We start from the raw sequence: 26166 nt of genomic DNA on the forward strand, positions 1-26166 counted from the left end.
CGCGACTTCCGGGGCGGACGATGTGGACGGCTCACGCCGGGTTTAACGCAGAAACCGATGCCATGATCGTTCCCACGCTCTGCGTGGGAACGATCAGTTGGGGGCCAGTCAACGATCAGCTGGCCAAACCGGCCTTTACGAGCAACTCCTCCAACGCCAACAAATTCGGCACCTTCGCCACTTGCTCCCCCACCTGCACCGCCGCCTGTTCCAGCGAGCACAACGGCACATCCACATAGCTCAACTGACTATCAAGCTTGTAAGACCGCGGAATCCCCTGCACCAGCAAGGCAATGAATTTCAAATCGGGCCGCCCGCCGAGCGCATTGAGGATGACGATTCGTGCCCGCTCGCCGATGACGATTTTCTGCCCACATGCCGACTCGAAACTGATCAACGGAATCTGTCGATCCCGCCACTTCACCAACCCCAGGTACCACGGCGGTGTGTCGAGGTCGAAGGCACTGGGTTGGTAATCGATAAGCTCCGCCACAGCGACGTTGGGCAAGATCAGGTTGCGGTCAGCCAAGGGCAGCAGCAGGCCGGTGAGGTTGCTGGTGCGGTGCTCAAGCATGGGTTTTGCTCCACAGGTGGATGCTATCGAGCAGCACCGATTCCTGGTACGGCTTGCCGAGGTAGTCGTTGACGCCGATGGCCATGGCGCGGTCGCGGTGTTTCTGCCCGGTGCGGGAGGTGATCATGATGATTGGCAGGTGCTGCAGACGTTCGTCGGCGCGGACCTGGGTCGCGACTTCAAAACCGTCCATGCGCGGCATTTCGATGTCCAGCAGCATCAGGTCAGGCATGTGGTCTTCAAGCAGCAGCATGGCGTCGACCCCGTCCTTGGCGGTCAGCACGTTCATGCCGTGGCGTTCCAGCAGACGGCTGGTGACCTTGCGCACGGTGACCGAGTCATCGACCACCAGCACCAACAGCGGCTTGTGCGGTTCGGCCTCCGCGTCCTGAGTCACTGGCTGTTGCGGCAAGCGGGCCTGCATCGCGCGGATCGGCGCCAGCAAATCAAGAATCAGCACCACCCGCCCATCGCCGAGAATCGTCGCCCCGGACAAACCCTGCACCGCCGCAAATTGCGGGCCGAGGCTTTTGACCACGATCTCGCGAGTGCCGGCCATGGCGTCGACTTGCACCGCGATGTGCCGCTCGTTGCACTGCACCAGCAACACCGGCAACGGCAGGCTCTGGCCCAGCAGTTTCGGGCGATGGCTGGTTTTCAGCAGTTCGCCGAGGTAGCACAGTTCATAGTGTTGCCCGGCGTATTGGTAGGTCGGCGGATCGAGCCGGTAGTGCCCTTCAAGTTCGTTGGGCAGCACGCGAACGATGCCGTCGATGGTGTTCAGCGGGATCGCGTACTGATCCTCCCCGCATTGCACCATTAAGGCCCGGTTGACCGACACGGTGAACGGCAGGCGAATGCGGAAGTGCACGCCCTGCCCCGGCACAGAGTCGATGCTCATGCTGCCACCGAGCTGCCGGACCTCTTCATGCACCACGTCCATGCCGACGCCGCGCCCGGAAATCTGGGTGATTTTCTCGGCGGTGGAGAACCCCGGTTGCAGGATGAATTGCAGGACATCGCGGTCGCTGATGTCGCTGTCCGGGGCCAGCAACCCGCGTTTGATCGCCTTGCTCCGCACCGCGTCCAGCGGCACGCCGGCACCGTCGTCGCGGATGTCGAAAATGATGTCGCCGCCCTCTCGCGACAGGTCGAGGGTGATACGACCCTGAGCCGGTTTACCTGCCGCGACACGCACCTCGGCCGATTCCAGGCCATGATCCACGGCGTTGCGCAGCATGTGTTCCAGCGGCGCGGCCATGCGTTCGAGGACGTTGCGGTCCATCTCGCCTTCGGCATTGCCGACAATGAATTCCACGTCCTTGCCCAATTCGCCGGAGACTTGGCGGACGATCCGCTTCAAGCGCGGCAGCATCCGCTCGAACGGCACCATGCGCGTACGCATCAGGCCTTCCTGCAATTCGGTGTTGATGCGGCCCTGTTGTTGCAGCAGGTTTTCCGCGTCCTGATTGCGTCGGTCGAGGGTTTCCTTGAGGTCGAGCAAGTCGGAGGCGGATTCGAACAGCGCGCGCGACAGTTGTTGCAACTGCGAGTGGCGGTCCATTTCCAGCGGATCGAATTCTTCGTAGCCCAGGCGTTCGGCTTCGACTTGCTGACGGCTGAGAATCCGCCCCTGAGTCTCCGTATCGAGCCGGCGCAATTGGTCGCGCATGCGCTCGATGGTGGTTTCCATCTCGCTGAGGGTCACGCGCGCATCGTTGACCTGTTGTTCGATCCGGCCACGGAAAATCGAGGTTTCGCCGGCCAGGTTGACCAGATCGTCGAGCAGTTCTGCCGAGACCTTGACCATGTCCGCGCCGGCATCCGGTTGCTGTGCCGGCGTCTCGATTTTCGGCGTTGCAGGCACCTGGACCGGCGTCGGTGTTTCGGGCACGGCCGGATGACTGAAATTCCTGATCTCATCGATCAGTTGATCGGCGGGCGGCAAAGGCTGACCGGCGCGGGTCGCGTCGAGCATCTGCGCCAGTCGGTCGTGGCTGCTTTGCAACAAGCCGAACAACGCGGCAGTGGGTTGCAACACGCCAGCGGACAGGCCTTCGTAGAGGAATTCCAGCTCATGGGCGAGGTCGCCGATCGGCGCGATTTCCACCATCCGCGCGCCACCCTTGAGGGTGTGCAAATCACGCAGCAGGGTTTCCACTTCCTGACGATTCGACGGCTCGGCCTGCCAGCGCACCAACGCCGCGCCGGAGTTTTCGATGATGTCGAAACCTTCCTCGAGGAAGATCTCCAGCAGCTCTGGATCATGCCCCGGTGAATCCTCGGCCCGTGCCGGTTCGACCGCCTCAACAGTGCTGGCGTTGCCCTGGCGAAACTCGCGAATGGCCTCGATCACCTCAGCCGGATCAGCCAATGGCCGCTGGTTCTGCAACTGATCAAGCAGCTGCGCGAGCCGGTCATGGCTGTGTTGCAGCAAGTGCGCCAAGGCTTCGCTGTAAGCGTAGCGGCGATCCACCAGGCCTTCGTAAAGGCTTTCCAGTTCATGGGCCAGCTCACCGACCGGCTCGACCTCGGCCATCCGCGCACCACCCTTGAGGGTGTGCAAATCTCGCTGCAACGACAACAGCGGCGCAGCGTTGTCCGGGTCGTCCAGCCAGCGCTGCAACGCCTGACCGGCGCTTTCGAGGATATCCACCGCCTCTTCGAGGAAGATCGAAACGATCTCGTCGTCCAGCTCGACCTGGGTCGCGGTCTGTTCCAGTTCGGCCGTGGCACTACCCAGTTCCCGGATGCTCAGCGTGCGGCTGCCATCGCTGCGAATCAGCCCCATCGCCGACGGATCCAGGCTCTCATCGAGCAAGCCGCGCAAGGCCCGGATGCGTTGCGGTTGCGGGCTGACTTCCTGGCCGGCAGCCAGTTCGTCGAGCATGTTGATCAGAGCTTCATGGGCACTTTGCGCTTCATGGAAAAACGCCTCGCTGACCGCCAGGCTGCTTTCTTCCACCGCGCCGTAGAGGTCGAGCAAGGCTTCGCAGAGCTCATCCACCGGATGCAGATCCGCCAGGTGCGCGCCTTCGCCGAGGGTGGTCAATTCGTCCAGCAACGCGCTGAGTTCCTGACGCTCGCCGGGATGTTGCTGCCAGCGTTTCAACAGGCTCTCGGCGTCCAGCAGGATGTCCATGCCTTGGGCGAGGAAGTTGTTGATCAGTTGCGGATCACGCTTGATGCGCAGCCCGGTATTGGGCGCACTCAGGAGCATTTCCAGTCGCTCGGCCAGCAACGCCTGGGTTCGCTCGATCAATGAGCGGGCGCCGGGAATCTCCGCCAGCGGGTCGGTTTTGAGCTGTCGCAAGCCGAGACGGAACAAGCCTTCGGCTTCGAGCAGCAGTTCGACTTCGTCCAGGTCGAGGGCGAGCAGGTGCGCCTTGTACTCCCGGGCCAGATGATCCAGCGGCTTCGCCAGCTCGGCGATTGGCAATACGCCCGCCATGGAGGCGCTGCCCTTGAGCGTGTGCAGCGCCCGCTGCAACTCGTCGCTGGCCTGCAACGGTACGTGCTCCGCGGCTTTATCGAGGAAGCGGTTGAGGCTGGCGAGATGGGTCTCGGCTTCCTTGCGGAAGATCTCCAGCAACAGCGGATCGAGGGCCGCCACATCCTGGGTATCTTCATCGCTGGCAGGCGTATCGCCCTTGGCGAGGGCATGGGCGCGTGCGGCCAATTGGTCAACGTCGTTGCGCTGGCGCTGGGCATGGCTGGCAAACTCGGCCACCAGTTCTGGCAGCAGATTCAGCGCATCGCCCAGCAGTTGTTGCACCGCCGGCCCCGGCGCAACGCTACGTTCCAGCACGCGGTTGAGCAGGTTTTCCACCGCCCAGGCCAGCTCGCCCAGCACCAGCGCACGGACCATCCGGCCACTGCCTTTCAAGGTGTGGAATGCCCGGCGCAATTCACTCAAGGCAGATTTATCGTCGGGGTTAGCCGTCCAGCGCGGCAGGTACTCCCGGAGGATTTCCAGCACTTCATCGGTTTCTTCGAGGAACACTTCCCGCAGCTCATCGTCCACCGGTTCTTCACCGCTGGGCGGCGGCAACAGGCTTCCCGGGGTTGTCAGGGCGGGCGGATTGACGGAGGACACAGGGCTGGCCAACACATCGGCCAGCGACTTGACGGTCTCAGGGTCGTCCAGTTCCTGCAGATCCTGCATGACCTGCGCTTCACTCGGGCTGAGCACATCTTCAAGCACCGGCACCTGTTGCTCGATGGGGAAAAAGCCGAGTGCGGCCAGGCTCTTTTCCGCGACGTCGAGCAACTTTTCACCCGGCGCTTCGGGGTCGTCGCTGAGGCGCTCCAGGTAGTACTCGATGCTGGTGATGACGTCGGCCAGGCTGTCCAGTTCCTGCCAGCCGGGATGATCCGGATCCTGCAGCAGGTGCTCGCGGATGAAGTGGTTGCACGTTTCGATCAGGCTCGCCGCACGGCTCAACGGAATCATCGCCAATGCACCGCGCACCTGGGTCAGCAAGGCCGGCAGTTGCTGCAAATGCTGGCGGTCCCAGTCGGCGTCGATGTAGTCGACGATCATGTCCTTGGCCTGTTGCAGGCAGATGCGCGCCTCCTTGATCACGATCTGATGGATCTGGGTCAGGTCGGTGGTCGGCAGGCGGCTGTCTTCCTGGCTTTCCGGCTCGACGGTGCCGACCATGCCGGCCAGCGTCGCTTCGACGTAGAGCAAGGCACCGGCGACGTCCATCAGGATCGCGTCGTTGGGCTCACGTTGACCCTGGGCCAGACTCAGCACCACCGCCAGTTGGTCGATGATGACCTTGCGTGGCTGGCCGAAACCGAGCACCGCCAGGGTGTCGGCGATTTGCCGCAGGGGCGCCAGCAGGCTTTCGAGGTCCGAGGTGTGTTGGCGGTCGCTGCGCACAAACAGATCAAGGCGTTCCTTGACCCGCACCAGCTCTTCACACAAAGCGGCCAACACCGAGCGCATGGCATCGCGGTCGGGACCGGCCAGCCGTACGCGTTCTTCGTCGACCATTGCGCTGTCAGGCAGCGCGTCGTCCAGTCCGTAGCGATCTTTCATGGTCAGCATCTGCCCGGTGGGATGTTCGGCCTTGGCAATGTAGAACAGCAAACTCTTGAGCAACTCTAGCGGCGCCGGCTGATTGATGCCGGGCATGCCCTGTTCGAGCAGGCGCTTGATTTCTTTGTCGGCCTCCTTGAACAGGCTGCGCAACGCCGGGCTGTTGGCAATCGAGCCGTCGCGCATGCCTTCGACCAGCGCCGAGGCGACTTGCCACAACGGGCTCAAGGGCGCGTTGCCGCACAGCCCTTCGAGGCGCGCAAAAACCTTGGTCAGGTAACCGAGATTCGTTTCGCCATCCTGCTCACGCAATAACCCGACCAGGGCCATTTGCAACATTTGCCGCAACTTGCGCAGCACATTGGGTAAATCCGCCGGCTCCAGCAGCGCCAGCGACGCTTCGTCCAGGGGCGGCAGGTCCGCCAATTGCGGGCTGAACAGGCTGGTTTCCGACAACAGGCTTTCGCCACGGGCGCTGCGCAGATCGTTGATCAGTGGCAGCACCACCAGCGGCAGGTCGCGGCGCGCACCTTGTACCCGATCGAGGTAAATCGGCAGTTGACCAAGGGCTTGCAGCAACAGGTGAAGCGTCTCATCGCGATGACTGACGCGGTTCTGTTGCAAGGCGGTGACCAGATGTTCCATCTCTTCGGCGAGCAGCGCCGCGCCGTAGAACTCGACCATCTGCAAACTGCCGTGAACCTGATGGACGCACGCCAGGCATTCGCTGAGGGCGTGCGTCGCCTGCGGGTCATCAAGCAACGTTTCAATCGCCTGGTGAGCCACTTTCAGCGTTTCGGCAATCTCGCCTTTGACCCACTCGAGGGCCACATAGTCGTGCCGATCACCCATAACCACTCCAAATCACTGCTCTACTCAAAAAAAGCATTCGCTCGCAGGCGTTTCACACTTTATCCGCAACCTCAGCCTTGGCGGCCGGCAAGGTGAAACCGGACACCGAACGCCGCAGCTGGCTGGCCATTTTCGCCAGGTTGCCAATGCTCTCGGCGGTGGCGGTGGAGCCGGACGAGGTCTGCGTGGTGATCTGCTGGATCACGTTCATCGTCAGGGAAATCTGACCGGCCGAGGACGTCTGTTGCTGCGCGGCGTTGGAAATACTCTGGATCAACGCGGCGAGGGTCTTCGACACGCCTTCGATTTCTTCCAGGGCCACCCCGGCATCCTGCGCCAGACGCGCGCCACGCACCACTTCGGTGGTGGTCTGTTCCATGGAAATCACCGCTTCGTTGGTGTCGGTCTGGATCGCCCGCACCAGGGTTTCGATCTGCCGGGTGGCGGCGGAAGAGCGCTCCGCCAGCCGCTGGACTTCATCGGCGACCACCGCAAAACCGCGCCCGGCATCACCGGCCATCGAAGCCTGGATCGCCGCGTTGAGTGCAAGGATGTTGGTCTGGTCAGCAATGTCATCGATCAGGCTGACAATGTCGCCGATTTCCTGAGAAGACTCGCCCAAGCGCTTGATCCGCTTGGCGGTGTCTTGAATCTGCTCGCGAATATTGTCCATGCCGTGGATGGTGTTGTGCACCACCTCGTTGCCCTTGTTGGCGATTTCCACCGAACGCTCGGCCACCGCCGAGGACTCAGCGGCGTTGGCCGAGACCTGATCGATGGACTGGGCCATGTCATTGATCGCGGTGGACGCTTCGGCAATCTGCTGCGCCTGATGCTCCGAAGCCTGGGCCAGGTGCATGGCGGTGGCCTGGGTTTCCTGCACGGCGGCAGCGACCTGGCCAGCAGTGAGGTTGATGGTCGCCACCAGATCGCGCAGTTGGTCCACGGAGTAGTTGATCGAGTCGGCGATGGTCCCGGTGAAGTCTTCGGTCACCGAGGCGGTCACGGTCAGGTCGCCGTCCGCCAGGTCTTCGATCTCGTCGAGCAGGCGCATGATCGCGTTCTGGTTACGCTCGTTCTTCTCGGCCGTTTCGCGCAGCTGACGGTTGGTTTCACGGACCATCACCAGACCAATGAGGATGATCGACATCAGCGCCAACAGGCCCAGCACGTAGCCGCCAATGGTGTCGGTGTTGCGCCCGCCGGCCAGGTTTTCGAAACCGCCGGCCAGGTGCGAGGCTTCCTCGAGCAGGGTCTGCGACAGGGTAAAGATACTGGTGGCCGATTCACGGACCTTGAACAGCTCCGGCGAGGTTTCGAGGATTTCATCCACCGAACCCGAGACGAATTCGAACAGCTCGGAAATCTCGATCAACCGCGCCCGCGCATCGCGGTCTTCAACCTGGCTGACTTTCAGTGACGGATTGCCCTGGAGCATGCCGTTGAGCACCTGGCCGAATCGCGCTGCATCGCGACCGAAGGCGTCAGCGGCCTGCTGCGAATTTTCATCACCGGACAGCACGGTGTTCACCGCACCGAGAATCCGCTCAGCCAACAGCGACTGGCGCTGGGCCATGGCCACCTGCGCGGCGGGGGCGCCGCGCTGAAGGAGCGTTTCGACGACTTTTTCGTACTCGACCTGCAACTGCGGCACGGTTTCGGCCAGGGTCGCGGCGACTTGATGCAGCGACAGCACGGTCTGTTCGCTGGAGAGGATCGCGTCGGTGTTTTTCAGCAAGCGTTCCCAGTCCAGTTGCACGGCGCGCATTTCCGGGCGCACGGCGGACGGCGCCGGCGGCAGGCCGGTGGCGGGGTCGCCTTGCTTCAGATAGCCCCAGCGTTGGGCAAAGTCATTGCGCGCATCGCTCAGCAGCTTGAACGCCGCCGCCTTGCCGGCCGCCGCTTCGGTGGCGTTCTTGGCAATGCGCTGGGACAACACGCGCAGCTCACCGGCGTGGCCGATGTACTGTTTGTCGTACGTGGCCTGGGTGTTGAGGTACGCGAAGTTGGCGAACAGCAGCATGATGAAGACGATCAGCGCGATGAACAGCGCGATGATCTGTGACCGGCTGCGCGACCCTTCTGGCTTGCCTGTTTTTGCTTTTATCATCGGTCCTCGCCTGTTAACCAACGTCTGTGAACCTTGCCGAGAACCCTGTAGGAGCGAGCCTGCTCGCGATTCAGGCGCTGCGGTGCATCAGAAAAATCGCGTTATCGTTCAATCGCGAGCAGGCTCGCTCCCACAGGGGATGGTTCGGCGGTCAAATGGCCACGTTCATGAATCCTTGTGACTGCACCAACGCAAACGGGCTGAACACCTGCCAGGTCTGCTCACGCTGGAACCGGCCTTTGATGAACGGTGCAATCGGGCCGCTCAAGGTATCCGGCGGTTCAAGACTGTCCTGGGCAAAGTGCTGGAGGCCGACGACTTCATCGACCATCAACCCGGAAAACACGTCGTTATGCTCCACCACCAAGACCCGACGCTGCTTGCGCATGGCTGACAGCTCATGCCCTGGCTCATTACCAGAAAAGAAGCCGCTCAAGTCGATGATCGGCAACAGACGCCCGCGCAAGTTGGCCACGCCCTTGACCCAAGGCCTGACCCCCGGCAGCTGGGTGAACCGCGGCTCATGCAACACTTCGCTGACCTCGCCCATTGGCGCGACATACCAGTGTTCGCCCAGGCGAAAGCCGATGCCGCTCCAGCTGTCCTGTCGGGTCGGCTGGGACGGCAAGTCCGCCGCCAGCAGACGACAACGCCGGTCGATCTGCAGCAGCAGTTCGAAAGCCGTCAGCGACTCGGTCATGGCCGGACGATCAACCGGCCAGCACGTTGTTCAAGGTCTTGATCAGGGTCTCTTCGTCTACCGGTTTGGTCAGGTAGTCCTTGGCGCCTTGGCGCGTGCCCCAGACCTTGTCGGTTTCCTGATCCTTGGTGGTGATGATGATCACCGGGATGTGTCCGGTTTCCGGGTCCTTGGTCAGTTGGCGGGTCGCCTGGAAACCGTTGAGGCCAGGCATGACGATGTCCATCAGCACGGCGTCGGGTTTTTCCTGACGGGCCAGGGCCACGCCGTCGGCGCCGTTTTCGGCTTTCAACACTTCATGACCGTGCTTTTCCAGCATGCCGGTCAGTTTGTACATTTCGGTCGGCGAATCATCGACGATCAGAATACGTGCCATGGTCTTCCCCATTCTTGTCGACGCCGGGCCCGCTGGCCGAGCGTCACTGTGCGTGTCCTACTGCGGCAAAACGGCGGCGAAGCCCGGAACATGGGCCTGGATCGCGTTGAGCAGTTCTTCCTTGCTGAAAGGCTTGGTCAAAAACTGGTCGGAGCCGACGATGCGCCCCTTGGCCTTGTCGAACAGCCCGTCCTTGGACGACAGCATAATCACTGGCGTGGACTTGAACGCACTGTTGTTCTTGATTAAAGCGCAGGTCTGATAACCATCCAGACGCGGCATCATGATGTCGACAAAGATGATGCCGGGGTGATTGTCGGCAATCTTGGCCAGGGCGTCGAAACCATCGATGGCGGTGATCACTTCGCAACCCACGTTCTTCAACAGCGTTTCGGCGGTGCGGCGAATCGTCTTCGAATCGTCGATCACCATGACCTTCAAGGCGCTGGAATGCTGTTCCATAAATGCTCTGCCGTCGCCTTTGCGAATCAAATTGTCCATTTCCGATAACCGGAGGCTCGAAACCCTTGATGTTTAAGGGCCGGAACGATATGGCAGCCTTTTTAGCACAGTCTCCAAATGCAATCTATCGGGGGACCGGCGCGGTGGTTTTTCCTTGACCGGGAACACACTGAGCGCCAATCTGACGCCACTTTTTCGTGTCCGATCGGACCACCCAAATTCGAGGAAAAACCCATGAGCGTTCGTGTCGGGATTGTCATGGATCCTATTGCCGGCATTTCCTACAAAAAGGATAGCTCGCTGGCCATGCTGCTGGCCGCACAGAAGCGCGGCTGGGAACTGTTCTATATGGAACAGGGGGATTTGTACCAGGCCGAAGGCGAAGCGCGGGCGCGGATGCGTCCGTTGAAAGTCTTCGCCAACCCGGAAAAATGGTTCGAGCTCGAAGCCGAGACCGACGCGCTGCTGAGCGATCTGGACGTGATCCTGATGCGCAAGGATCCGCCGTTCGACATGGAATTCGTCTATTCCACTTACCTGCTGGAGCAAGCCGAACGCGCTGGCGTGCTGGTGGTCAACAAGCCGCAAAGCCTGCGCGACTGCAACGAAAAACTGTTCGCCACGCTGTTCCCGCAGTGCACGCCGCCGACCATCGTCAGCCGTCGCCCGGACGTACTGCGTGAATTCGCCGATCACCACGGCGACGTGATCCTCAAGCCGCTGGATGGCATGGGCGGTTCTTCGATCTTCCGTCACACCGCTGGCCACCCGAACCTGTCGGTAATCCTTGAGACACTGACCCTGCATGGCAAACAGCAGATCATGATCCAGGGTTACCTGCCGGCAATCGTCGATGGCGACAAGCGCATCCTGATGATCGACGGTGAGCCGGTGGATTATTGCCTGGCACGAATTCCGGCCGCTGGCGAAACCCGTGGCAACCTCGCTGCCGGTGGCCGTGGCGAAGCCCGACCGCTGACCGAGAAAGATCGCTGGATCGCCGCACAAGTCGGCCCGACCCTGCGCGAAAAAGGCCTGTTGTTCGTCGGTCTCGACGTGATCGGCGAGCATCTGACGGAAATCAACGTCACCAGCCCGACCTGCATTCGCGAGATCGATAACGCGTTTGGCACCGACATCGGCGGCCTGTTGATGGATGCCATCGATCAGAAGCTCAAGGCCCGTTGATATAGAACAGCCAAGAAACGACCAACATTGCGTTATCATCCGCGGCCTGTGAAAAACGCGATGTTGGTTTTTTTGTCATGACGCTTCCGTCCGATCTACCTGCTGAACTCGCCCATCGTGGCGTGCGCCCGGCTGATCGCCTCGGTTTTACTCTGTTTCTCGCGGCGCTGATTCACCTGGCCTTGCTGTTGGGCGTCGGCTTTACGATGGTCGAACCCCAGCAAATCAGCAAAACCCTGGAAATCACCCTCGCCACCTTCAAAAGCGAAAAGAAGCCTGAAAAAGCCGATTTCCTCGCTCAAGAGAATCAGCAAGGCAGCGGCACCCTGGATAAAAAGGCCATTCCCAAGACCACCGAGGTCGCGCCTTTCCAGGACAACAAGGTGCAGAAAGTCACGCCACCGCCGGCGGCCAAGCCCGAAGTGCGCGAAGCCGCACCGAAAGCAGCCGTGACGACCGTCGCGCCCAAGCCGAAAAAGGCCCCGGCCAAAACCGAAGAACCCAAGCCCGTCACCAAACCTGCAGTCGCCGCGCCGACGTTCGACAGTGAACAGCTGTCCAGCGACATCGCCAGCCTGGAAGCGGAACTGGCCAGCGAACAACAGCTGTATGCCAAGCGCCCGCGGATCCACCGCCTGAGTGCCGCGTCGACCATGCGCGACAAGGGCGCCTGGTATAAGGACGAGTGGCGCAAGAAGGTCGAGCGCATCGGCAACCTGAATTACCCCGACGAAGCGCGACGCAAGCAGATCTACGGCAATTTGCGCCTGATGGTTTCGATCAACCGCGACGGCTCGCTGTTTGAAGTGCTGGTGCTGGAATCCTCCGGGCAACCGCTGCTGGACCAGGCGGCGCAGCGCATCGTGCGGCTGGCCGCGCCGTTTTCACCGTTTACCGGGGATTTGGCGGATATCGATCGCCTGGAAATCATCCGCACCTGGAAGTTTGCCCGCGGGGACAGACTCTCCAGCAACTGACCCCCCACACCCCCCTGTGGAAGCAGGCCTTTGTGGCGAGGGGGCTTGCCCCCGTTGGGTCGCGAAGCGACCCCAAGCTTGCAACCCCGTTATGACCGGCACACCGCATACAATGGTTTTACGACTGCTGCGCAGCCGAACGGGGCGGTGCGACGTTTCGCTAAACCCCCTCGCCACAAAGGCTCGCTCCCACATTTGGTCTGTGCCAACTGCCAAATTGCGCCATCCTCAGCTTGTCAGTTTGCGCCTCCAACGCCACACTAGCGCTCATGAAGAACGTCAGCCCCAGCTACCTCAAGCATCACTTCCTGATCGCCATGCCTCACATGGTCGACCCGAACTTTGCGCACACCTTGACCTACATCGTCGAGCACACGGCCAATGGTGCCATGGGCCTGGTGGTCAATCGTCCGCAAGACCTCAACCTGGCCGATATCCTCGAGCAACTGCGCCCCGAGATCGAACCGCCGGTGCTCTGCCAGCATGTGCCGATCTTCATCGGCGGCCCGGTCCAGACCGACCGCGGTTTTGTCCTGCACCCCTCGGGGCAGAGCTATCAGGCCACCGTCGAGCTCGATGAGAAACTGGCCCTGTCCACCTCCCAGGACGTGCTGTTCGCCATCGCCGACGGCGTCGGCCCGGCAAAAAGCCTGATCGCCCTCGGATACGCTGGCTGGGAAGCCGGGCAGCTGGAAGCCGAACTGGCCCAGAACGCCTGGCTGACCTGCCCGTTCGATGCCGAAATCTTGTTCAACACCAGCAGCGAACTGCGCCTGGAAGCAGCGGCCAAGCACCTGGGCGTCAATCTCAGCCTGCTGACCAGCCAGGCGGGACACGCCTGATGGCCCTGCGCCTGATTTTGGGTTTCGACTACGGCACCAAACAGATCGGCGTTGCGGTCGGCCAGGTGATTACCGGCCAGGCCCGCGAGCTGTGCACCTTGAAGGCACAAAACGGTATTCCTGACTGGAATCAGGTCGAAGCCCTGATCAAAGAGTGGAAACCCGATGCCGTGGTGGTGGGCCTGCCCTTGAACATGGACGGCACGCCGAGTGACATGTGCCTGCGCGCTGAGAAATTCGCCCGCCGCCTCAACGGCCGCTACAACCTGCCCTTCTATACCCACGATGAACGCCTGACCACCTTCGAAGCCAAGGGTGAACGGCGTGATCGTGGCGGACAAAAGGGCAGCTACCGCGACAACCCGGTGGACGCCATCGCCGCCGCCCTGCTGCTGCAAGGCTGGCTCGACGAAAACACCGCATTGTTCGAATCCTGAAGAGCCGCAACACGCGTCTCTACTTAGCGACAACCCGAGCCACCTCTCCAGCAGAACCCGGCTCGGGCCCAAGAAGGAGCAACCATGAGCCTGCCCAATCCCGCCGAACTGATCAGCCAGATGGCGACCCGTCTCAAGGCGCACCTGGAACACCGTGGCATCAGCGAGCCGCGCTACATCGGTATTCGTACCGGTGGCGTCTGGGTCGCCCAGGCGTTGCTCGATGAACTGGGCAGCGACTCGCCCCTCGGCACCCTGGACGTCTCCTTCTACCGCGACGACTTCAGCCAGAACGGCCTGCACCCACAAGTACGCCCGTCTGCCCTGCCGTTCGAGATCGAAGGCCAGCACCTGGTGCTGATCGATGACGTGCTGATGAGCGGCCGGACCATCCGCGCCGCCCTCAATGAGCTGTTCGACTACGGCCGCCCGGCCAGCGTGACATTGGTCTGCCTGCTGGACCTGGACGCCGGCGAGCTGCCGATCCGCCCTAACGTGGTCGGCGCGACTTTGTCGCTGGCCGCCCACGAACGGGTGAAGCTGTCCGGCCCGGAACTCAAGCTCGAACTGCAAGACCTCGCCCTTTAATTCGCCCTATTGAGAGTCCCCCTCGCGATGACGCCTCTAGAAACCAAGCGCCCGCTGCAGCTCAATGATCAGGGCCAGCTGCGCCACTTCCTCTCGCTCGACGGTTTGCGCCGCGAGCTGCTGACGGAAATCCTCGACACCGCCGACTCGTTCCTCGAAGTCGGCGCCCGGGCGGTGAAGAAAGTCCCGTTGCTGCGCGGCAAGACCGTGTGCAACGTGTTCTTCGAGAACTCCACCCGCACCCGCACCACCTTCGAACTGGCCGCCCAGCGGCTGTCGGCGGACGTGATCACCCTGAACGTGTCCACGTCGTCGGCGAGCAAGGGCGAAACCCTGCTCGACACCCTGCGCAACCTGGAAGCCATGGCCGCCGACATGTTCGTCGTGCGTCACGGTGATTCCGGCGCGGCGCACTTCATCGCCGAACATGTCTGCCCGCAAGTGGCGATCATCAACGGCGGCGACGGCCGTCACGCCCACCCGACCCAGGGCATGCTCGACATGCTCACCATCCGTCGGCACAAGGGCGGTTTCGAAAACCTTTCCGTAGCCATCGTCGGCGACATCCTGCACTCGCGGGTGGCGCGCTCGAACATGCTCGCGCTGAAAACTCTCGGCTGCCCGGACATCCGCGTGATCGCGCCGAAAACCCTGCTGCCAATCGGCGTCGAGCAGTATGGCGTGAAGGTCTACACCGACATGACCGAAGGCCTGAAAGACGTCGACGTGGTGATCATGCTGCGCCTGCAGCGTGAACGCATGACCGGCGGCCTGCTGCCGAGCGAAGGTGAGTTCTACCGCCTGTTCGGCCTGACCACCGCGCGCCTGGCCGGCGCCAAACCGGATTGCATCGTCATGCACCCGGGGCCGATCAACCGTGGCGTGGAGATTGAGTCGGCGGTGGCCGACGGCCCGCACTCGGTCATCCTCAACCAGGTCACCTACGGCATCGCAATTCGTATGGCTGTGTTGTCCATGGCCATGAGCGGGCAGACTGCCCAGCGCCAATTCGAGCAGGAGAACGCCCAGTGAAGCTCAGCATTCTCGGCGCCCGCGTCATCGATCCGGCCAGCGGCCTGGATCAAGTTACCGATATCCATATTGAAGCCTGCAAGATCATTGCCCTTGGCACCGCGCCCGCCGGTTTTGTCGCCGTCGACACCCTCGACGCCAAAGGCCTGGTCGCCGCCCCTGGGCTGGTTGACCTGAACGTCGCCCTGCGCGAGCCGGGCTACAGCCGTAAAGGTTCAATCGTCAGCGAAACCCGCGCTGCCGCGGCCGGTGGTGTCACCAGCCTGTGCTGCCCGCCGAAAACCAAACCGGTGCTGGACACCTCGGCCGTGGCCGAGCTGATCCTCGACCGCGCCCGCGAGGCCGGCAACACCAAGGTGTTCCCGATCGGCGCCCTGAGCAAAGGCCTGGACGGTGAACAGCTGGCCGAGCTGGTCGCCTTGCGCGATGCCGGTTGCGTGGCCTTCGGCAACGGTCTGGACAGCTTCCGCAACACCCGCACGCTGTGCCGGGCGTTGGAATACGCCGCAACATTCGACCTGACGGTGATTTTCAACTCTCAGGACCATGACCTGGCCGAAGGTGGCCTGGCCCACGAAGGCCCGACCGCCAGCTTCCTCGGCTTGCCTGGCATTCCGGAAACCGCTGAAACCGTGGCCCTGGCGCGTGATCTGCTGCTGGTCGAGCAAAGTGGCGTGCGCGCGCACTTCAGCCAGCTCACCAGTGCCCGTGGCGTGGCCCTGATCGCTCAGGCCCAGGCTCGCGGCCTGCGGGTGACGGCCGATGTCGCCCTGTATCAGCTGATCCTGACCGACGAAGCGCTGATCGATTTCAGCAGCCTCTATCACGTCCAGCCACCGCTGCGCACCCGCGCCGACCGCGATGGCCTGCGTGAAGCGGTGAAATCGGGAGTGGTGTCGGCGATCTCCAGCCATCACCAACCCCACGAGCGGGACGCCAAACTGGCGCCGTTCGGGGCCACCGAGCCGGGTATCAGCAGCGTTGAACTGCTGCTGCCGTTGGCGATGACGCTGGTGGAAGACGGTTTGCTGGACCTGCCGACGCTGCTGGCGCGCTTGAGCACCGGACCTGCCGAGGCATTGCGCCTGCCGGCGGGCAAACTGGCGGTAGGTGGACCGGCGGACATCGTCCTGTTCGACCCGGCGGCTTCGACCGTGGCCGGCGAGACCTGGCTGTCCAAAGGCGAAAACTGCCCGTTCATTGGCCATAGCCTGCCGGGCGTGGTGCGTTACACCCTGGTGGATGGACGCATCAGCCACCAGGCGTAAGACCGAAAAGATCGCAGCCTGCGGCAGCTCCTACACGGGAATATGCATTTCCCTGTAGGAGTTGGCGAAGCCTGCGATCTTTTGATCTTTGCTGTTATCGACTCTGGGCATTGCGAATCGACACCTGGTCATTCAGCGTCCAGAAGTCATACAGCACCCCCAGAAAGAACAACCCGCCCGTCACCAAGTACAGCAATCCGCTGATCCACTTCCCCTGATACATGCGGTGTACGCCAAAAACCCCAAGAAACGTCAGCAGAATCCACGCAACGTTGTACTCAATGGGCCCGGCGGTAAAACGCAGGTCCGCTTCACGATCCATGGCCGGGATCAGAAACAGGTCGATCAACCAACCGATACCCAACAAACCGAAGGTGAAGAACCAGATCGTCCCCGTCACCGGCTTGCCGTAATAGAAGCGGTGAGCGCCGGTAAAACCGAAAATCCACAGCAGGTAACCAATCACCTTGCTGTGCGTGTCTTGTTGCGAGACAGGCTGTTGATAGGTGTTCATGAAGGACCTCGATTCACACGATAGATAAATATTCTTTAAATCTTTGTGACTTTTTTACAGGTGGCCGACGTATGGCAAATGCTACCTTGTGTCCCGTCAAAGCCTTGTAGCACAAGCGTTGTGTCCGACAATCGCGTCTATTTTCAGCTTATTTGGTTCCGTTGACCCCAAGGTTGAATCGACCAACGGCCTCGAAAGGGCCAAAAAAGCTGTTATAAAGTTGCGCGCTAACTTATATGAGCCTTGCCTAATGCGTCCATTTTTCAAGACATGGCTAACCATTTGCCTTTTGATGCCACTGGCCGCCCACGCCACCAATCGTGAGCAACGTCTTCCTAACGTTAATGGTTACACCCCTAAATCCCATGTTTCTGCTCCTTCGAGCAAAAACAAACAGACCGTAAAACGCGCTCCTCAACTGAGCAGCAAAAGCGGCCTTGTTCCGCCAATGGCGAGCAAGGAAAGCAGCGACGTGCTGAGCCGCGCCGTTAACGTCCTCGGTACACCCTACCGTTGGGGCGGCAGCAGCCCAAGTAAAGGGTTCGACTGCAGTGGCCTGGTGAAATACGCGTTCAACGACGCCACGTTTGATCTGCCGCGCACGTCCAATGCGATGGCCAGCGGTCATGGCGACAAAGTCGATCGCAAGGATCTGAAGCCTGGCGACCTGATTTTCTTCAACATCAAGAGTCGTCGGGTCAATCACGTTGCCATCTACCTGGGCAACGACCGCTTCATCCACGCGCCGCGTCGTGGCAAGTCGGTGAGCATCGACACCCTGAAGAAACCGTACTGGGAAAAACACTACGTGGTGGCCAAGCGGGTTATGCCGAAAGAGAAGAACACCCTGCAGGTTGTTCAACGCTAATCCGGCACTGATCGTTCCCACGCTCTGCGTGGGAATGCAGCCCGGGACGCTCCGCGTCCCTGCCGAAGCGGACGCAGAGCGTCCATTGAGGCATTCCCACGCAGAGCGTGGGAACGATCTACTCCCCCTCAAAAACCATCCGGCGTGCGCGCTTTCTCCCGCGCATGCTCGCGGCTGATAAAGCCCTTGCTTACCAGCTCCTTCAAGCACATATCCAGCGTCTGCATCCCCAGGTTGCCCCCGGTCTGAATCGACGAGTACATCTGCGCCACCTTGTCTTCGCGGATCAGGTTACGGATCGCTGACGTGCCGAGCATGATTTCGTGGGCCGCGATCCGCCCGCCGCCGATCTTCTTGATCAACGTCTGCGACACCACCGCCAGTAACGACTCGGACAGCATCGAGCGAACCATCGACTTCTCATCTCCCGGAAACACGTCCACCACCCGGTCGATGGTTTTCGCCGCCGATGTCGTGTGCAGCGTGCCAAATACCAGGTGGCCGGTTTCGGCGGCGGTCAACGCCAGGCGAATGGTCTCGAGATCGCGCATTTCCCCCACCAGGATCACGTCCGGATCCTCCCGCAGGGCCGAGCGCAGCGCCGTGGCGAAACTGCGCGTATCACGATGGACTTCGCGCTGGTTGATCAAGCATTTGCGCGACTCGTGGACGAACTCGATCGGGTCTTCGATGGTGAGGATGTGCTGATGACGATGGCTGTTCAGATGATCGATCATCGCCGCCAAAGTGGTGGATTTGCCGGAACCGGTCGGCCCGGTCACCAGCACCAGCCCCCGCGGCGCTTCGGTAATCTTGCGAAACACCTCCCCCATACCGAGGTCTTCCATGCTCAGGACCTTGGACGGAATGGTCCGGAACACCGCGCCAGCACCGCGATTGTGGTTGAACGCGTTAACCCGAAAACGCGCCACGCCGGGCACGTCGAAGGAGAAGTCGGTCTCCAGGTGCTTCTCGAAGTCCACGCGCTGCGTGTCGTTCATGATGTCGTAGATCAGCGCCTGCACCTGTTTGTGGTCCAGGGCCGGCAGGTTGATGCGCCGCACATCGCCGTCGACCCGAATCATCGGGGGCAGGCCGGCAGACAGATGCAAGTCGGATGCGCCCTGTTTCGCGCTGAAAGCCAGCAGCTCAGTGATATCCATAGCGTTCCTCAATTCCAGTAGAATGCCGCGAACCTTCAGCCGCCGGCGCCTCTTGATGTCCACGATAGCAGACAACATCGCTCAGGTTAGTTCACGCATCCACGCTGCCGCCCTTGCCGCAAAGCGCGACGCAGACAGCGTCCAGCTATTGGCCGTGAGCAAGACCAAGCCGGCCGAGGCCCTGCGCGAAGCGTATGCCGCCGGCCTCCGCGACTTTGGCGAGAACTACTTGCAGGAAGCCTTGAGCAAACAGCTCGAATTGGCCGACCTGCCCTTGATCTGGCACTTCATCGGCCCCATTCAATCGAACAAGACTCGCGCTATCGCCGAGCACTTCGCCTGGGTGCATTCCGTGGATCGTTTGAAAATCGCACAACGCCTGTCCGAACAACGTCCTGCAGAGTTACCCCCACTGAACATCTGCATCCAGGTCAACGTCAGCGGTGAAGCCAGCAAGTCCGGCTGCACCCCGGCCGACCTGCCGGCCTTGGCCGATGCCATCAGCAAACTGCCGCGCCTCAAGCTGCGCGGGCTGATGGCAATCCCCGAGCCGACCGAAGATCGCGCCGCCCAGGATGCCGCTTTTGCTGCCGTGCAAAGCCTGCAAGCCAGCCTGAACCTGCCGCTCGACACACTTTCCATGGGCATGAGCCACGACCTTGAGTCGGCCATCGCCATGGGCGCCACCTGGGTCCGTATCGGTACGGCCCTGTTTGGCGCCCGCGACTATGGTCAGCCTTGAAATATGGCTGACTCCTCTCTTTATAAGGACCTGACATGAGCAAGACTCGTATTGCCTTTATCGGTGCCGGCAACATGGCCGCCAGTCTGATCGGCGGCCTGCGCGCCAAAGGTCTGGACGCCGCGCAGATCCGCGCCAGCGATCCGGGCGCCGAAACCCGCGCTCGCGTGAACGCTGAACACGGCATCGAGGTATTCGCCGACAACGCCGACGCCATCCAGGGCGCCGATGTCGTCGTACTGGCGGTCAAACCTCAAGCGATGAAAGCCGTCTGCGAAGCGCTTCGCCCAAGCCTCAAGCCCAATCAACTGGTGGTCTCGATTGCCGCCGGCATCACCTGCGCCAGCATGAACAACTGGCTCGGCGCCCAACCGATCGTGCGTTGCATGCCCAACACCCCGGCGCTACTGCGCCAGGGCGTGAGCGGTTTGTTCGCCACGGCTGAAGTGAGCACCGAACAACGCCAACAGGCGCAAGAACTGCTGTCCGCCGTTGGCATCGCCCTGTGGCTGGATGAAGAGCAGCAACTGGACGCGGTCACCGCCGTTTCCGGCTCGGGTCCGGCGTACTTCTTCCTGCTGATCGAAGCCATGACCGCCGCCGGCGTGAAGCTCGGCCTGCCGGCAGACATCGCTGCACAACTGACCCTGCAAACCGCTTTGGGCGCTGCTCACATGGCCGTGGCCAGTGACGTCGACGCTGCGGAACTGCGGCGCCGCGTGACGTCGCCTGCGGGCACCACGGAAGCGGCGATCAAGTCGTTCCAGGCCGGTGGCTTCGAAGCCCTGGTAGAAAAAGCACTCGGCGCCGCTGCGCACCGCTCGGCCGAGATGGCCGAGCAACTGGGTCGTTAATCAGCTCTTACAAAGGAATCAATGATGCTCGGACTCAACGACGCTGCCATTTTCATAATCAAAACCTTGGGCAGCCTGTACCTGCTGATCGTGCTTTTGCGTTTCATCCTGCAATTGGTTCGGGCGAATTTCTACAACCCGCTCTGCCAGTTCATCGTGAAAGCCACTCAACCGCTGCTCAAGCCTCTGCGCCGGATCATCCCGAGCATGTTCGGGTTGGACATGTCGTCACTGGTGCTGGCGCTGATCGTGCAGATGCTGCTGATCGCCGTCATCCTGTTGCTCAAGGGCTTCGCGGTCGACTGGCTACTGTTGGTGCCTTGGGCGCTGATCGCGATCTTCTCGCTGTTTTTGAACATTCTGTTCTACGCGATGATCATCAGTGTGATCCTCTCCTGGGTTGCCCCAAGGAGCCACAATCCGGGCGCAGAGCTGGTCGCTCAGATTACTGAACCGGTACTCGCCCCGTTCCGCCGGATCATTCCGAGCCTGGGCGGCCTCGACATCTCGCCGATCTTCGCGTTTATCGTGATCCAGTTGCTGCAAAGCTGGCTGATCCCACGCCTTGCGTACTACGCCCTCATGCCGCAGGGGCTGCTCGGCCTGATCTGATGAGCTACTTTCGCTGGGACGGTGACGACCTGATTCTGGAGTGTCACCTGCAACCGGCAGCCCGCAGCGATGACTTCTGCGGGCTGCACGGGGATCGATTGAAGATTCGCCTGACGGCGCCGCCGGTTGAAGGCAAAGCCAATGCGTATTTGATGGCGTTTCTGGCCAAGGCGTTTGGGGTGTCCAAGAGTCAGGTGAGTCTGATCAGCGGTGAGTTGAACCGGCAAAAGCGAGTGCGGATTTGCTCGCCGAAGAAGCTGCCGGATTTGCCGGATCTGGCGCGCCCGACAGGCTGACCGCATCATGATCGTTCCCACGCTCCGCGTGGGAATGCAGCCCGGGACGCTCCGCGTCCCAGCCGAAGCGGACGCAGAGCGTCCAGCGAGGCATTCCCACGCAGAGCGTGGGAACGATCGTTAGTGGTGGGGAAGTTAGCTTGCTGCTAGGGTCAGCGGTCTTTAGACTTACGCCTCATTTCAACGAGAGCAGGGTCGATGCCAGCTGCCTTTCCCCCCGATTCTGTTGGTCTGGTGACGCCGCAAGTGGCGCACTTCAGCGAACCCCTGGCTTTGGCCTGCGGCCGTTCGCTCCCAGCTTATGACCTGATCTACGAAACCTACGGCACGCTGAATGCCGCGGCGAGCAACGCCGTGCTGATCTGCCACGCGCTGTCCGGTCATCATCACGCTGCCGGCTTCCACAGCCCCGACGACCGCAAACCCGGTTGGTGGGACAGCTGCATCGGCCCCGGCAAGCCAATTGATACCAACAAATTCTTCGTGGTCAGCCTGAACAACCTCGGCGGTTGCAACGGCTCTACCGGCCCGAGCAGCGTCAATCCGGAAACCGGCAAGCCGTTTGGCGCCGACTTCCCGGTCCTGACCGTGGAAGACTGGGTTCACAGCCAGGCGCGCCTGGCAGACCTGCTCGGCATTGGCCAATGGGCCGCCGTGATTGGCGGCAGTCTCGGTGGCATGCAGGCGATGCAATGGAGCATCACCTACCCGGATCGCATTCGCCACTGCCTGGCTATCGCCTCGGCCCCCAAGCTGTCGGCGCAGAACATCGCGTTCAACGAAGTGGCGCGCCAGGCGATCCTCACTGACCCCGAGTTCCACGGCGGTTCGTTCCAGGAAGCGGGCGTAATTCCCAAGCGTGGCTTGATGCTGGCGCGGATGGTCGGGCACATCACGTACCTCTCCGATGACTCGATGGGTGAGAAATTCGGTCGTGGCCTCAAGAGCGAGAAGCTCAACTACGACTTCCACAGCGTCGAATTCCAGGTCGAAAGCTACCTGCGCTATCAAGGCGAAGAGTTCTCCGGGCGCTTCGACGCCAACACGTACCTGCTGATGACCAAGGCGCTGGACTACTTCGATCCAGCGGCGAACTTCGACGATGACCTGGCGAAAACCTTCGCCAACGCCCAGGCCAAGTTCTGCGTGATGTCTTTCACCACCGACTGGCGCTTCTCCCCTGCCCGCTCGCGGGAGCTGGTGGACGCGCTGATGGCGGCCAAGAAAGACGTCTGCTACCTCGAGATCGACGCTCCGCAAGGCCACGACGCCTTCCTGATTCCGATCCCGCGCTACTTGCAGGCGTTCAGCAACTACATGAACCGAATTACGTTGTGAGAAAGCCATGAGAGCTGATCTGGAAATCATCCAGGAATGGATCCCCGCCGGCAGCCGCGTGCTCGACCTCGGTTGCGGTGATGGCGAATTGCTGACCTGGCTGCGCGATAACAAGCAAGTCACCGGCTATGGCCTGGAAAACGACCCGGACAACATCGCCGAGTGCGTGGCCAAGGGCATCAACGTGATTGAACAGGACCTGGACAAAGGCCTGGGCAACTTTGCCAGCAACAGCTTCGACGTCGTGGTCATGACCCAGGCGCTGCAAGCCGTGCACTACCCGGACAGAATCCTCGACGAAATGCTGCGCGTCGGTCGCCAGTGCATCATCACCTTCCCCAACTTCGGTCACTGGCGCTGCCGCTGGTACCTGGCGAGCAAGGGCCGGATGCCGGTGTCCGATTTCCTGCCGTATACCTGGTACAACACGCCGAACATCCACTTTTGCACCTTCGCAGACTTTGAAGCGTTATGTCGCGAACGTGAAGCCAGGGTCATTGATCGGCTTGCCGTGGATCAACAGCACCGCCACGGGTGGGCCAGTAAGCTATGGCCTAATCTATTAGGTGAAATCGGTATTTACCGCGTCAGCAGCCCCGGGCTGCAAGACCACAAGGTCGCGGTCTGAACAGCGTCACTTCGAGGAGAATGATCATGGGTCGTCTAGCGCTGTTTGTACTTACTGCCTGCCTGAGCGTCACGGCCATGGCCGCTGACACTATAAAAGGTGACCGACAGGAAAAATTTGGCGATGTGACGGTGCATTACAACACCTTCAACTCCACTTTCCTGACACCCGACATTGCCAAGGCCGCGCAGCTCACCCGTAGCAAGAACCAAGGTGTGATCAACGTTTCGGTGCTCAAGGACGGCAAACCGCAGATGGCTCAAGTCAGCGGAACGGTCAAAGACCTCACCAGCCAAAGTGTGAACCTGAAGTTCCGCGAAATCACTGAACAAGGCGCTATCTATTACATCGCCCAGTTCCCGGTGGATCAGCAGGAAACCCGCACCTTCAAGATCGATGTCAAAACCGGCGACAAAACCAACACCATCAATTTCAACCAAGAGCTTTTCCCTGGCCAATGATCAATTTCACGCAACTCGTACTGGCCAGCCACAACGCCGGCAAACTCAAGGAACTCCAGGCCATGCTCGGCGAATCGGTGCACTTGCGCTCGATCGGCGAGTTCAGCAGTGTCGAGCCTGAAGAAACCGGCCTGTCTTTCGTCGAGAACGCCATCCTCAAGGCCCGCAATGCAGCGCGCATCTCCGGCCTGCCAGCACTGGCAGACGATTCGGGGTTGGCAGTGGATTTCCTTGGCGGTGCGCCGGGTATCTACTCGGCTCGTTATGCTGATGGCCAAGGCGATGCGGCGAACAACGCCAAACTGCTCGACGTGTTGAAAGACGTGCCGCAAGCCGAACGCGGCGCCCAGTTCGTCTGCGTGCTGGCGCTGGTGCGTCATGCCGACGATCCGTTGCCGATTATCTGCGAAGGCTTGTGGCACGGGCGAATCCTGCCAGCGGCCAGCGGCGAACACGGTTTTGGTTACGATCCGCTGTTCTGGGTGCCGGAGCGTGAATGTTCCAGCGCCGAACTGAGCCCGAGCGACAAGAACCTAATCAGCCACCGCGCCCGTGCAATGGATCTGCTGCGCCAGCGTCTGGGCCTGAAATGATCCACGACTCATCCGCGTCGCCGCTGATCTTCGGCGGCGCCGCCCAGTCGCCTCGGGCCGCGCTCCCCGTGCTGCCGCCCCTGGCGTTGTACATCCACATTCCGTGGTGTGTGCGCAAATGCCCTTATTGCGACTTCAACTCCCACACCGCCAGCCCGGTGCTGCCGGAAGAAGAGTATGTGGACGCGCTGCTGGCCGACCTCGACCAGGACCTGCATGCGGTCTATGGCCGTGAGCTGAGTTCGATCTTCTTTGGGGGCGGCACGCCGAGCCTGTTCAGTGCTCAAGCCCTGGGCCGTCTGCTCAAAGGCGTCGAACAGCGCATCCCGTTTGCCAGCGACATCGAAATCACCCTGGAAGCCAACCCCGGGACGTTCGAACAAGAGAAGTTCGTCGCCTACCGCGCGCTGGGCATCAATCGCCTGTCGATCGGCATCCAGAGCTTTCAGGAAGAAAAACTCAAAGCGCTGGGGCGGATTCACAACGGTGACGAAGCGGTACGTGCCGCCGGCATGGCCCGTCAGGCCGGGTTCGACAACTTCAATATGGACCTGATGCACGGTTTGCCCGATCAGTCCCTGGACGACGCCCTGAGCGACCTGCGCCAGGCCATCGCCCTGAAACCGACGCACTTGTCCTGGTATCAACTGACCCTGGAGCCGAACACGGTGTTCTGGAACCAGCCGCCAACGCTGCCGGAAGACGACACGCTGTGGGACATTCAGGAAGCCGGCCAGGCGTTACTGGCCGAGCACGGTTACGCGCAATACGAAGTCTCGGCGTATGCCCAGCCCGGCCGTCCGGCGCGGCATAACCTCAATTACTGGAGTTTCGGCGACTTTATCGGCATCGGTGCCGGGGCTCACGGCAAGCTCAGCCACCCGGACGGGCGCATTGTCCGCACCTGGAAGACCCGCTTGCCGAAGGACTACCTCAACCCGGCCAAAAGCTTCAAGGCCGGGGAGAAAGCCCTGACCAATGAAGAAATGCCGTTCGAGTTCCTGATGAACGCCTTGCGTCTGACCGAGGGCGTGGAATCGCGACTGTATCCGGAACGTACCGGGATGAGCCTGGAAAGCCTCGCCGAAGGCCGCAAGGTCGCCGAACAAAGTGGCTTGTTGCAGGTCGAACCGTCACGTCTGGCGGCCACCGAGCGCGGACAACTCTTCCTCAATGACTTGCTGCAGACATTTCTGAGCTGATTTCAGCCTTAAGGGAAAACGAATGGATTTGATACTCGACCTGCTCGCCACCGCGTCCCGCTGGAGCCGTAGCAACCTGTCTGAAATCGCTCTGGCCCTGGTGGGCTGTCTGCTGGTGTTGTTTGGCGCCGATATCAAAAGCTGGGTCGACGCACGCCTGGGCAGCATCGCCGGCGCCTTGCGCGTCCCGCTGATGGCCCTGCTGTGCATGATCGGCAGCGGCGTCGCACTGATCTACGCCACGCCATGGATCATCAAAGGCCTGAGCCAGTTCAACAACTACAGCCTGGCACCGGTGTTGTTGGTGGTGCTGGTGCTCATCGGTGTCGTCGCCGACCGCCGCTGATCCCAGGCACAAAACAAAAACTGTAGGAGCTGAGCTTGCTCGCGATGAGGCCATAACATTCAACATCAATGTTGAATGAACATCCGCTTTCGCGAG

26 protein-coding genes are annotated in these 26166 nt (G+C 61.2%); 18 read left to right on the top strand and 8 right to left on the bottom strand.

From position 1 onward, the window contains the following. Positions 1 to 115: 115 nt before the first annotated feature. The 6 genes from BLW70_RS03195 to pilG all read right to left on the bottom strand — a co-directional run bounded on the left by BLW70_RS03195 (position 116) and on the right by pilG (position 10121). The gene (locus tag BLW70_RS03195; RefSeq protein ID WP_074871622.1) at positions 116 to 574 is read right to left on the bottom strand and encodes a chemotaxis protein CheW; all 459 of its coding nucleotides are present in this window, start codon (positions 572 to 574) and stop codon (positions 116 to 118) included. Further along, entirely contained in the window at positions 567 to 6473 is a 5907-nt protein-coding gene (locus BLW70_RS03200; protein WP_074871625.1) for an Hpt domain-containing protein, read from the bottom strand. Before BLW70_RS03200 ends, BLW70_RS03195 begins: the two co-directional genes overlap by 8 nt. A gap of 52 nt (positions 6474 to 6525) precedes the next feature. Next, positions 6526 to 8583 carry a methyl-accepting chemotaxis protein gene (locus BLW70_RS03205; RefSeq protein ID WP_074871628.1) on the bottom strand — a complete coding sequence of 686 codons (2058 nt, stop codon included), beginning with the start codon at positions 8581 to 8583 and terminating at the stop codon, positions 6526 to 6528. Between the two features lie 151 nt (positions 8584 to 8734). Then, positions 8735 to 9283 (bottom strand): chemotaxis protein CheW, encoded by a 549-nt coding sequence (locus tag BLW70_RS03210; protein ID WP_074871631.1) that lies wholly within the window; start codon positions 9281 to 9283, stop codon positions 8735 to 8737. A 10-nt stretch (positions 9284 to 9293) separates the two neighbouring features. Continuing rightward, positions 9294 to 9659, bottom strand: a complete 366-nt coding sequence (gene pilH, locus BLW70_RS03215) for a twitching motility response regulator PilH (RefSeq protein ID WP_008068134.1) — start codon at positions 9657 to 9659, stop codon at positions 9294 to 9296. A 57-nt stretch (positions 9660 to 9716) separates the two neighbouring features. Beyond that, on the bottom strand, positions 9717 to 10121 hold the full coding sequence (gene pilG, locus BLW70_RS03220) for a twitching motility response regulator PilG (protein ID WP_008152601.1): 405 nt from the start codon (positions 10119 to 10121) through the stop codon (positions 9717 to 9719). Between the two features lie 234 nt (positions 10122 to 10355). Between pilG and gshB the strand changes: the two genes are divergently transcribed. From gshB to BLW70_RS03255, 7 genes are all read left to right on the top strand, one after another. Further along, positions 10356 to 11309: a glutathione synthase gene (gshB, locus tag BLW70_RS03225; protein ID WP_074871634.1), complete on the top strand. Its 954-nt coding sequence runs from the start codon at positions 10356 to 10358 to the stop codon at positions 11307 to 11309. 77 nt (positions 11310 to 11386) lie between these two features. Further along, positions 11387 to 12286 (top strand): energy transducer TonB, encoded by a 900-nt coding sequence (locus BLW70_RS03230; protein ID WP_074871636.1) that lies wholly within the window; start codon positions 11387 to 11389, stop codon positions 12284 to 12286. Between the two features lie 269 nt (positions 12287 to 12555). Then, entirely contained in the window at positions 12556 to 13128 is a 573-nt protein-coding gene (locus tag BLW70_RS03235; RefSeq protein ID WP_074871638.1) for a YqgE/AlgH family protein, read from the top strand. Continuing rightward, positions 13128 to 13565, top strand: coding sequence for a Holliday junction resolvase RuvX (gene ruvX / locus BLW70_RS03240; RefSeq protein ID WP_005792259.1), 438 nt, complete (start codon positions 13128 to 13130; stop codon positions 13563 to 13565). The genes BLW70_RS03235 and ruvX overlap by 1 nt, the downstream gene beginning before the upstream one ends. Positions 13566 to 13649: 84 nt before the next feature. Next, positions 13650 to 14153, top strand: a complete 504-nt coding sequence (gene pyrR, locus BLW70_RS03245) for a bifunctional pyr operon transcriptional regulator/uracil phosphoribosyltransferase PyrR (protein WP_008152613.1) — start codon at positions 13650 to 13652, stop codon at positions 14151 to 14153. 27 nt (positions 14154 to 14180) lie between these two features. After that, on the top strand, positions 14181 to 15185 hold the full coding sequence (locus BLW70_RS03250; RefSeq protein ID WP_074871640.1) for an aspartate carbamoyltransferase catalytic subunit: 1005 nt from the start codon (positions 14181 to 14183) through the stop codon (positions 15183 to 15185). Further along, positions 15182 to 16453, top strand: coding sequence for a dihydroorotase (locus BLW70_RS03255; protein ID WP_074871642.1), 1272 nt, complete (start codon positions 15182 to 15184; stop codon positions 16451 to 16453). Before BLW70_RS03250 ends, BLW70_RS03255 begins: the two co-directional genes overlap by 4 nt. A gap of 94 nt (positions 16454 to 16547) precedes the next feature. Here BLW70_RS03255 and BLW70_RS03260 read toward each other — a convergent pair whose 3' ends face one another. Next, positions 16548 to 16967, bottom strand: coding sequence for an NINE protein (locus tag BLW70_RS03260; RefSeq protein ID WP_074871644.1), 420 nt, complete (start codon positions 16965 to 16967; stop codon positions 16548 to 16550). 250 nt (positions 16968 to 17217) lie between these two features. Here BLW70_RS03260 and BLW70_RS03265 point away from each other — a divergent pair, with 250 nt between their 5' ends. Then, entirely contained in the window at positions 17218 to 17835 is a 618-nt protein-coding gene (locus tag BLW70_RS03265) for a C40 family peptidase (protein WP_074871646.1), read from the top strand. A gap of 128 nt (positions 17836 to 17963) precedes the next feature. On the opposite strand, the gene BLW70_RS03275 is transcribed toward BLW70_RS03265, so the two are convergent. After that, positions 17964 to 18998 (bottom strand): type IV pilus twitching motility protein PilT, encoded by a 1035-nt coding sequence (locus BLW70_RS03275; RefSeq protein ID WP_074871648.1) that lies wholly within the window; start codon positions 18996 to 18998, stop codon positions 17964 to 17966. Between the two features lie 55 nt (positions 18999 to 19053). On the opposite strand from BLW70_RS03275, the gene BLW70_RS03280 reads away from it, so the two are divergent. From BLW70_RS03280 to BLW70_RS03330, 10 genes are all read left to right on the top strand, one after another. Continuing rightward, complete coding sequence (locus BLW70_RS03280; protein ID WP_074871650.1) at positions 19054 to 19740, top strand: YggS family pyridoxal phosphate-dependent enzyme; 687 nt, start codon at positions 19054 to 19056, stop codon at positions 19738 to 19740. Positions 19741 to 19775: 35 nt separating this feature from the next. Next, entirely contained in the window at positions 19776 to 20594 is an 819-nt protein-coding gene (gene proC / locus BLW70_RS03285) for a pyrroline-5-carboxylate reductase (RefSeq protein ID WP_074871651.1), read from the top strand. A gap of 24 nt (positions 20595 to 20618) precedes the next feature. After that, positions 20619 to 21206 carry a YggT family protein gene (locus tag BLW70_RS03290; RefSeq protein ID WP_074871653.1) on the top strand — a complete coding sequence of 196 codons (588 nt, stop codon included), beginning with the start codon at positions 20619 to 20621 and terminating at the stop codon, positions 21204 to 21206. Then, positions 21206 to 21502 (top strand): DUF167 domain-containing protein, encoded by a 297-nt coding sequence (locus BLW70_RS03295; RefSeq protein WP_074871655.1) that lies wholly within the window; start codon positions 21206 to 21208, stop codon positions 21500 to 21502. The genes BLW70_RS03290 and BLW70_RS03295 overlap by 1 nt, the downstream gene beginning before the upstream one ends. A gap of 198 nt (positions 21503 to 21700) precedes the next feature. Beyond that, a complete protein-coding gene (gene metX, locus BLW70_RS03305) occupies positions 21701 to 22840 on the top strand; it encodes a homoserine O-succinyltransferase MetX (RefSeq protein WP_074871658.1) in 1140 nt (379 codons plus the stop codon). Positions 22841 to 22847: 7 nt separating this feature from the next. Next, complete coding sequence (gene metW, locus BLW70_RS03310; protein ID WP_074871659.1) at positions 22848 to 23468, top strand: methionine biosynthesis protein MetW; 621 nt, start codon at positions 22848 to 22850, stop codon at positions 23466 to 23468. A 26-nt stretch (positions 23469 to 23494) separates the two neighbouring features. Next, positions 23495 to 23929: a DUF4426 domain-containing protein gene (locus BLW70_RS03315; RefSeq protein ID WP_074871661.1), complete on the top strand. Its 435-nt coding sequence runs from the start codon at positions 23495 to 23497 to the stop codon at positions 23927 to 23929. Then, on the top strand, positions 23926 to 24522 hold the full coding sequence (rdgB, locus tag BLW70_RS03320; RefSeq protein WP_074871662.1) for an RdgB/HAM1 family non-canonical purine NTP pyrophosphatase: 597 nt from the start codon (positions 23926 to 23928) through the stop codon (positions 24520 to 24522). Before BLW70_RS03315 ends, rdgB begins: the two co-directional genes overlap by 4 nt. Then, positions 24519 to 25724, top strand: a complete 1206-nt coding sequence (gene hemW, locus BLW70_RS03325) for a radical SAM family heme chaperone HemW (RefSeq protein WP_074871664.1) — start codon at positions 24519 to 24521, stop codon at positions 25722 to 25724. Before rdgB ends, hemW begins: the two co-directional genes overlap by 4 nt. Positions 25725 to 25746: 22 nt before the next feature. Next, positions 25747 to 26070, top strand: coding sequence for a DUF3392 domain-containing protein (locus BLW70_RS03330; protein ID WP_074871666.1), 324 nt, complete (start codon positions 25747 to 25749; stop codon positions 26068 to 26070). Positions 26071 to 26166 lie beyond the last annotated feature (96 nt).

Origin of the sequence: Pseudomonas frederiksbergensis (assembly GCF_900105495.1) — a bacterium.
Taxonomy (GTDB): Bacteria; Pseudomonadota; Gammaproteobacteria; order Pseudomonadales; family Pseudomonadaceae; genus Aquipseudomonas; species Aquipseudomonas frederiksbergensis.

Excerpts from the sequence above, each read along its gene's own strand:
- BLW70_RS03195 (WP_074871622.1), bottom strand. The coding sequence starts at position 574 with ATGCTTGAGCACCGCACCAGCAACCTCACCGGCCTGCTGCTGCCCTTG.
- BLW70_RS03200 (WP_074871625.1), bottom strand. The coding sequence starts at position 6,473 with ATGGGTGATCGGCACGACTATGTGGCCCTCGAGTGGGTCAAAGGCGAG.
- BLW70_RS03205 (WP_074871628.1), bottom strand. The coding sequence starts at position 8,583 with ATGATAAAAGCAAAAACAGGCAAGCCAGAAGGGTCGCGCAGCCGGTCA.
- BLW70_RS03210 (WP_074871631.1), bottom strand. The coding sequence starts at position 9,283 with ATGACCGAGTCGCTGACGGCTTTCGAACTGCTGCTGCAGATCGACCGG.
- pilH (WP_008068134.1), bottom strand. The coding sequence starts at position 9,659 with ATGGCACGTATTCTGATCGTCGATGATTCGCCGACCGAAATGTACAAA.
- pilG (WP_008152601.1), bottom strand. The coding sequence starts at position 10,121 with ATGGAACAGCATTCCAGCGCCTTGAAGGTCATGGTGATCGACGATTCG.
- gshB (WP_074871634.1), top strand. The coding sequence starts at position 10,356 with ATGAGCGTTCGTGTCGGGATTGTCATGGATCCTATTGCCGGCATTTCC.
- BLW70_RS03230 (WP_074871636.1), top strand. The coding sequence starts at position 11,387 with ATGACGCTTCCGTCCGATCTACCTGCTGAACTCGCCCATCGTGGCGTG.
- BLW70_RS03235 (WP_074871638.1), top strand. The coding sequence starts at position 12,556 with ATGAAGAACGTCAGCCCCAGCTACCTCAAGCATCACTTCCTGATCGCC.
- ruvX (WP_005792259.1), top strand. The coding sequence starts at position 13,128 with ATGGCCCTGCGCCTGATTTTGGGTTTCGACTACGGCACCAAACAGATC.
- pyrR (WP_008152613.1), top strand. The coding sequence starts at position 13,650 with ATGAGCCTGCCCAATCCCGCCGAACTGATCAGCCAGATGGCGACCCGT.
- BLW70_RS03250 (WP_074871640.1), top strand. The coding sequence starts at position 14,181 with ATGACGCCTCTAGAAACCAAGCGCCCGCTGCAGCTCAATGATCAGGGC.
- BLW70_RS03260 (WP_074871644.1), bottom strand. The coding sequence starts at position 16,967 with ATGAACACCTATCAACAGCCTGTCTCGCAACAAGACACGCACAGCAAG.
- BLW70_RS03265 (WP_074871646.1), top strand. The coding sequence starts at position 17,218 with ATGCGTCCATTTTTCAAGACATGGCTAACCATTTGCCTTTTGATGCCA.
- BLW70_RS03275 (WP_074871648.1), bottom strand. The coding sequence starts at position 18,998 with ATGGATATCACTGAGCTGCTGGCTTTCAGCGCGAAACAGGGCGCATCC.
- BLW70_RS03280 (WP_074871650.1), top strand. The coding sequence starts at position 19,054 with ATGTCCACGATAGCAGACAACATCGCTCAGGTTAGTTCACGCATCCAC.
- proC (WP_074871651.1), top strand. The coding sequence starts at position 19,776 with ATGAGCAAGACTCGTATTGCCTTTATCGGTGCCGGCAACATGGCCGCC.
- BLW70_RS03290 (WP_074871653.1), top strand. The coding sequence starts at position 20,619 with ATGCTCGGACTCAACGACGCTGCCATTTTCATAATCAAAACCTTGGGC.
- BLW70_RS03295 (WP_074871655.1), top strand. The coding sequence starts at position 21,206 with ATGAGCTACTTTCGCTGGGACGGTGACGACCTGATTCTGGAGTGTCAC.
- metX (WP_074871658.1), top strand. The coding sequence starts at position 21,701 with ATGCCAGCTGCCTTTCCCCCCGATTCTGTTGGTCTGGTGACGCCGCAA.
- metW (WP_074871659.1), top strand. The coding sequence starts at position 22,848 with ATGAGAGCTGATCTGGAAATCATCCAGGAATGGATCCCCGCCGGCAGC.
- BLW70_RS03315 (WP_074871661.1), top strand. The coding sequence starts at position 23,495 with ATGGGTCGTCTAGCGCTGTTTGTACTTACTGCCTGCCTGAGCGTCACG.
- rdgB (WP_074871662.1), top strand. The coding sequence starts at position 23,926 with ATGATCAATTTCACGCAACTCGTACTGGCCAGCCACAACGCCGGCAAA.
- hemW (WP_074871664.1), top strand. The coding sequence starts at position 24,519 with ATGATCCACGACTCATCCGCGTCGCCGCTGATCTTCGGCGGCGCCGCC.
- BLW70_RS03330 (WP_074871666.1), top strand. The coding sequence starts at position 25,747 with ATGGATTTGATACTCGACCTGCTCGCCACCGCGTCCCGCTGGAGCCGT.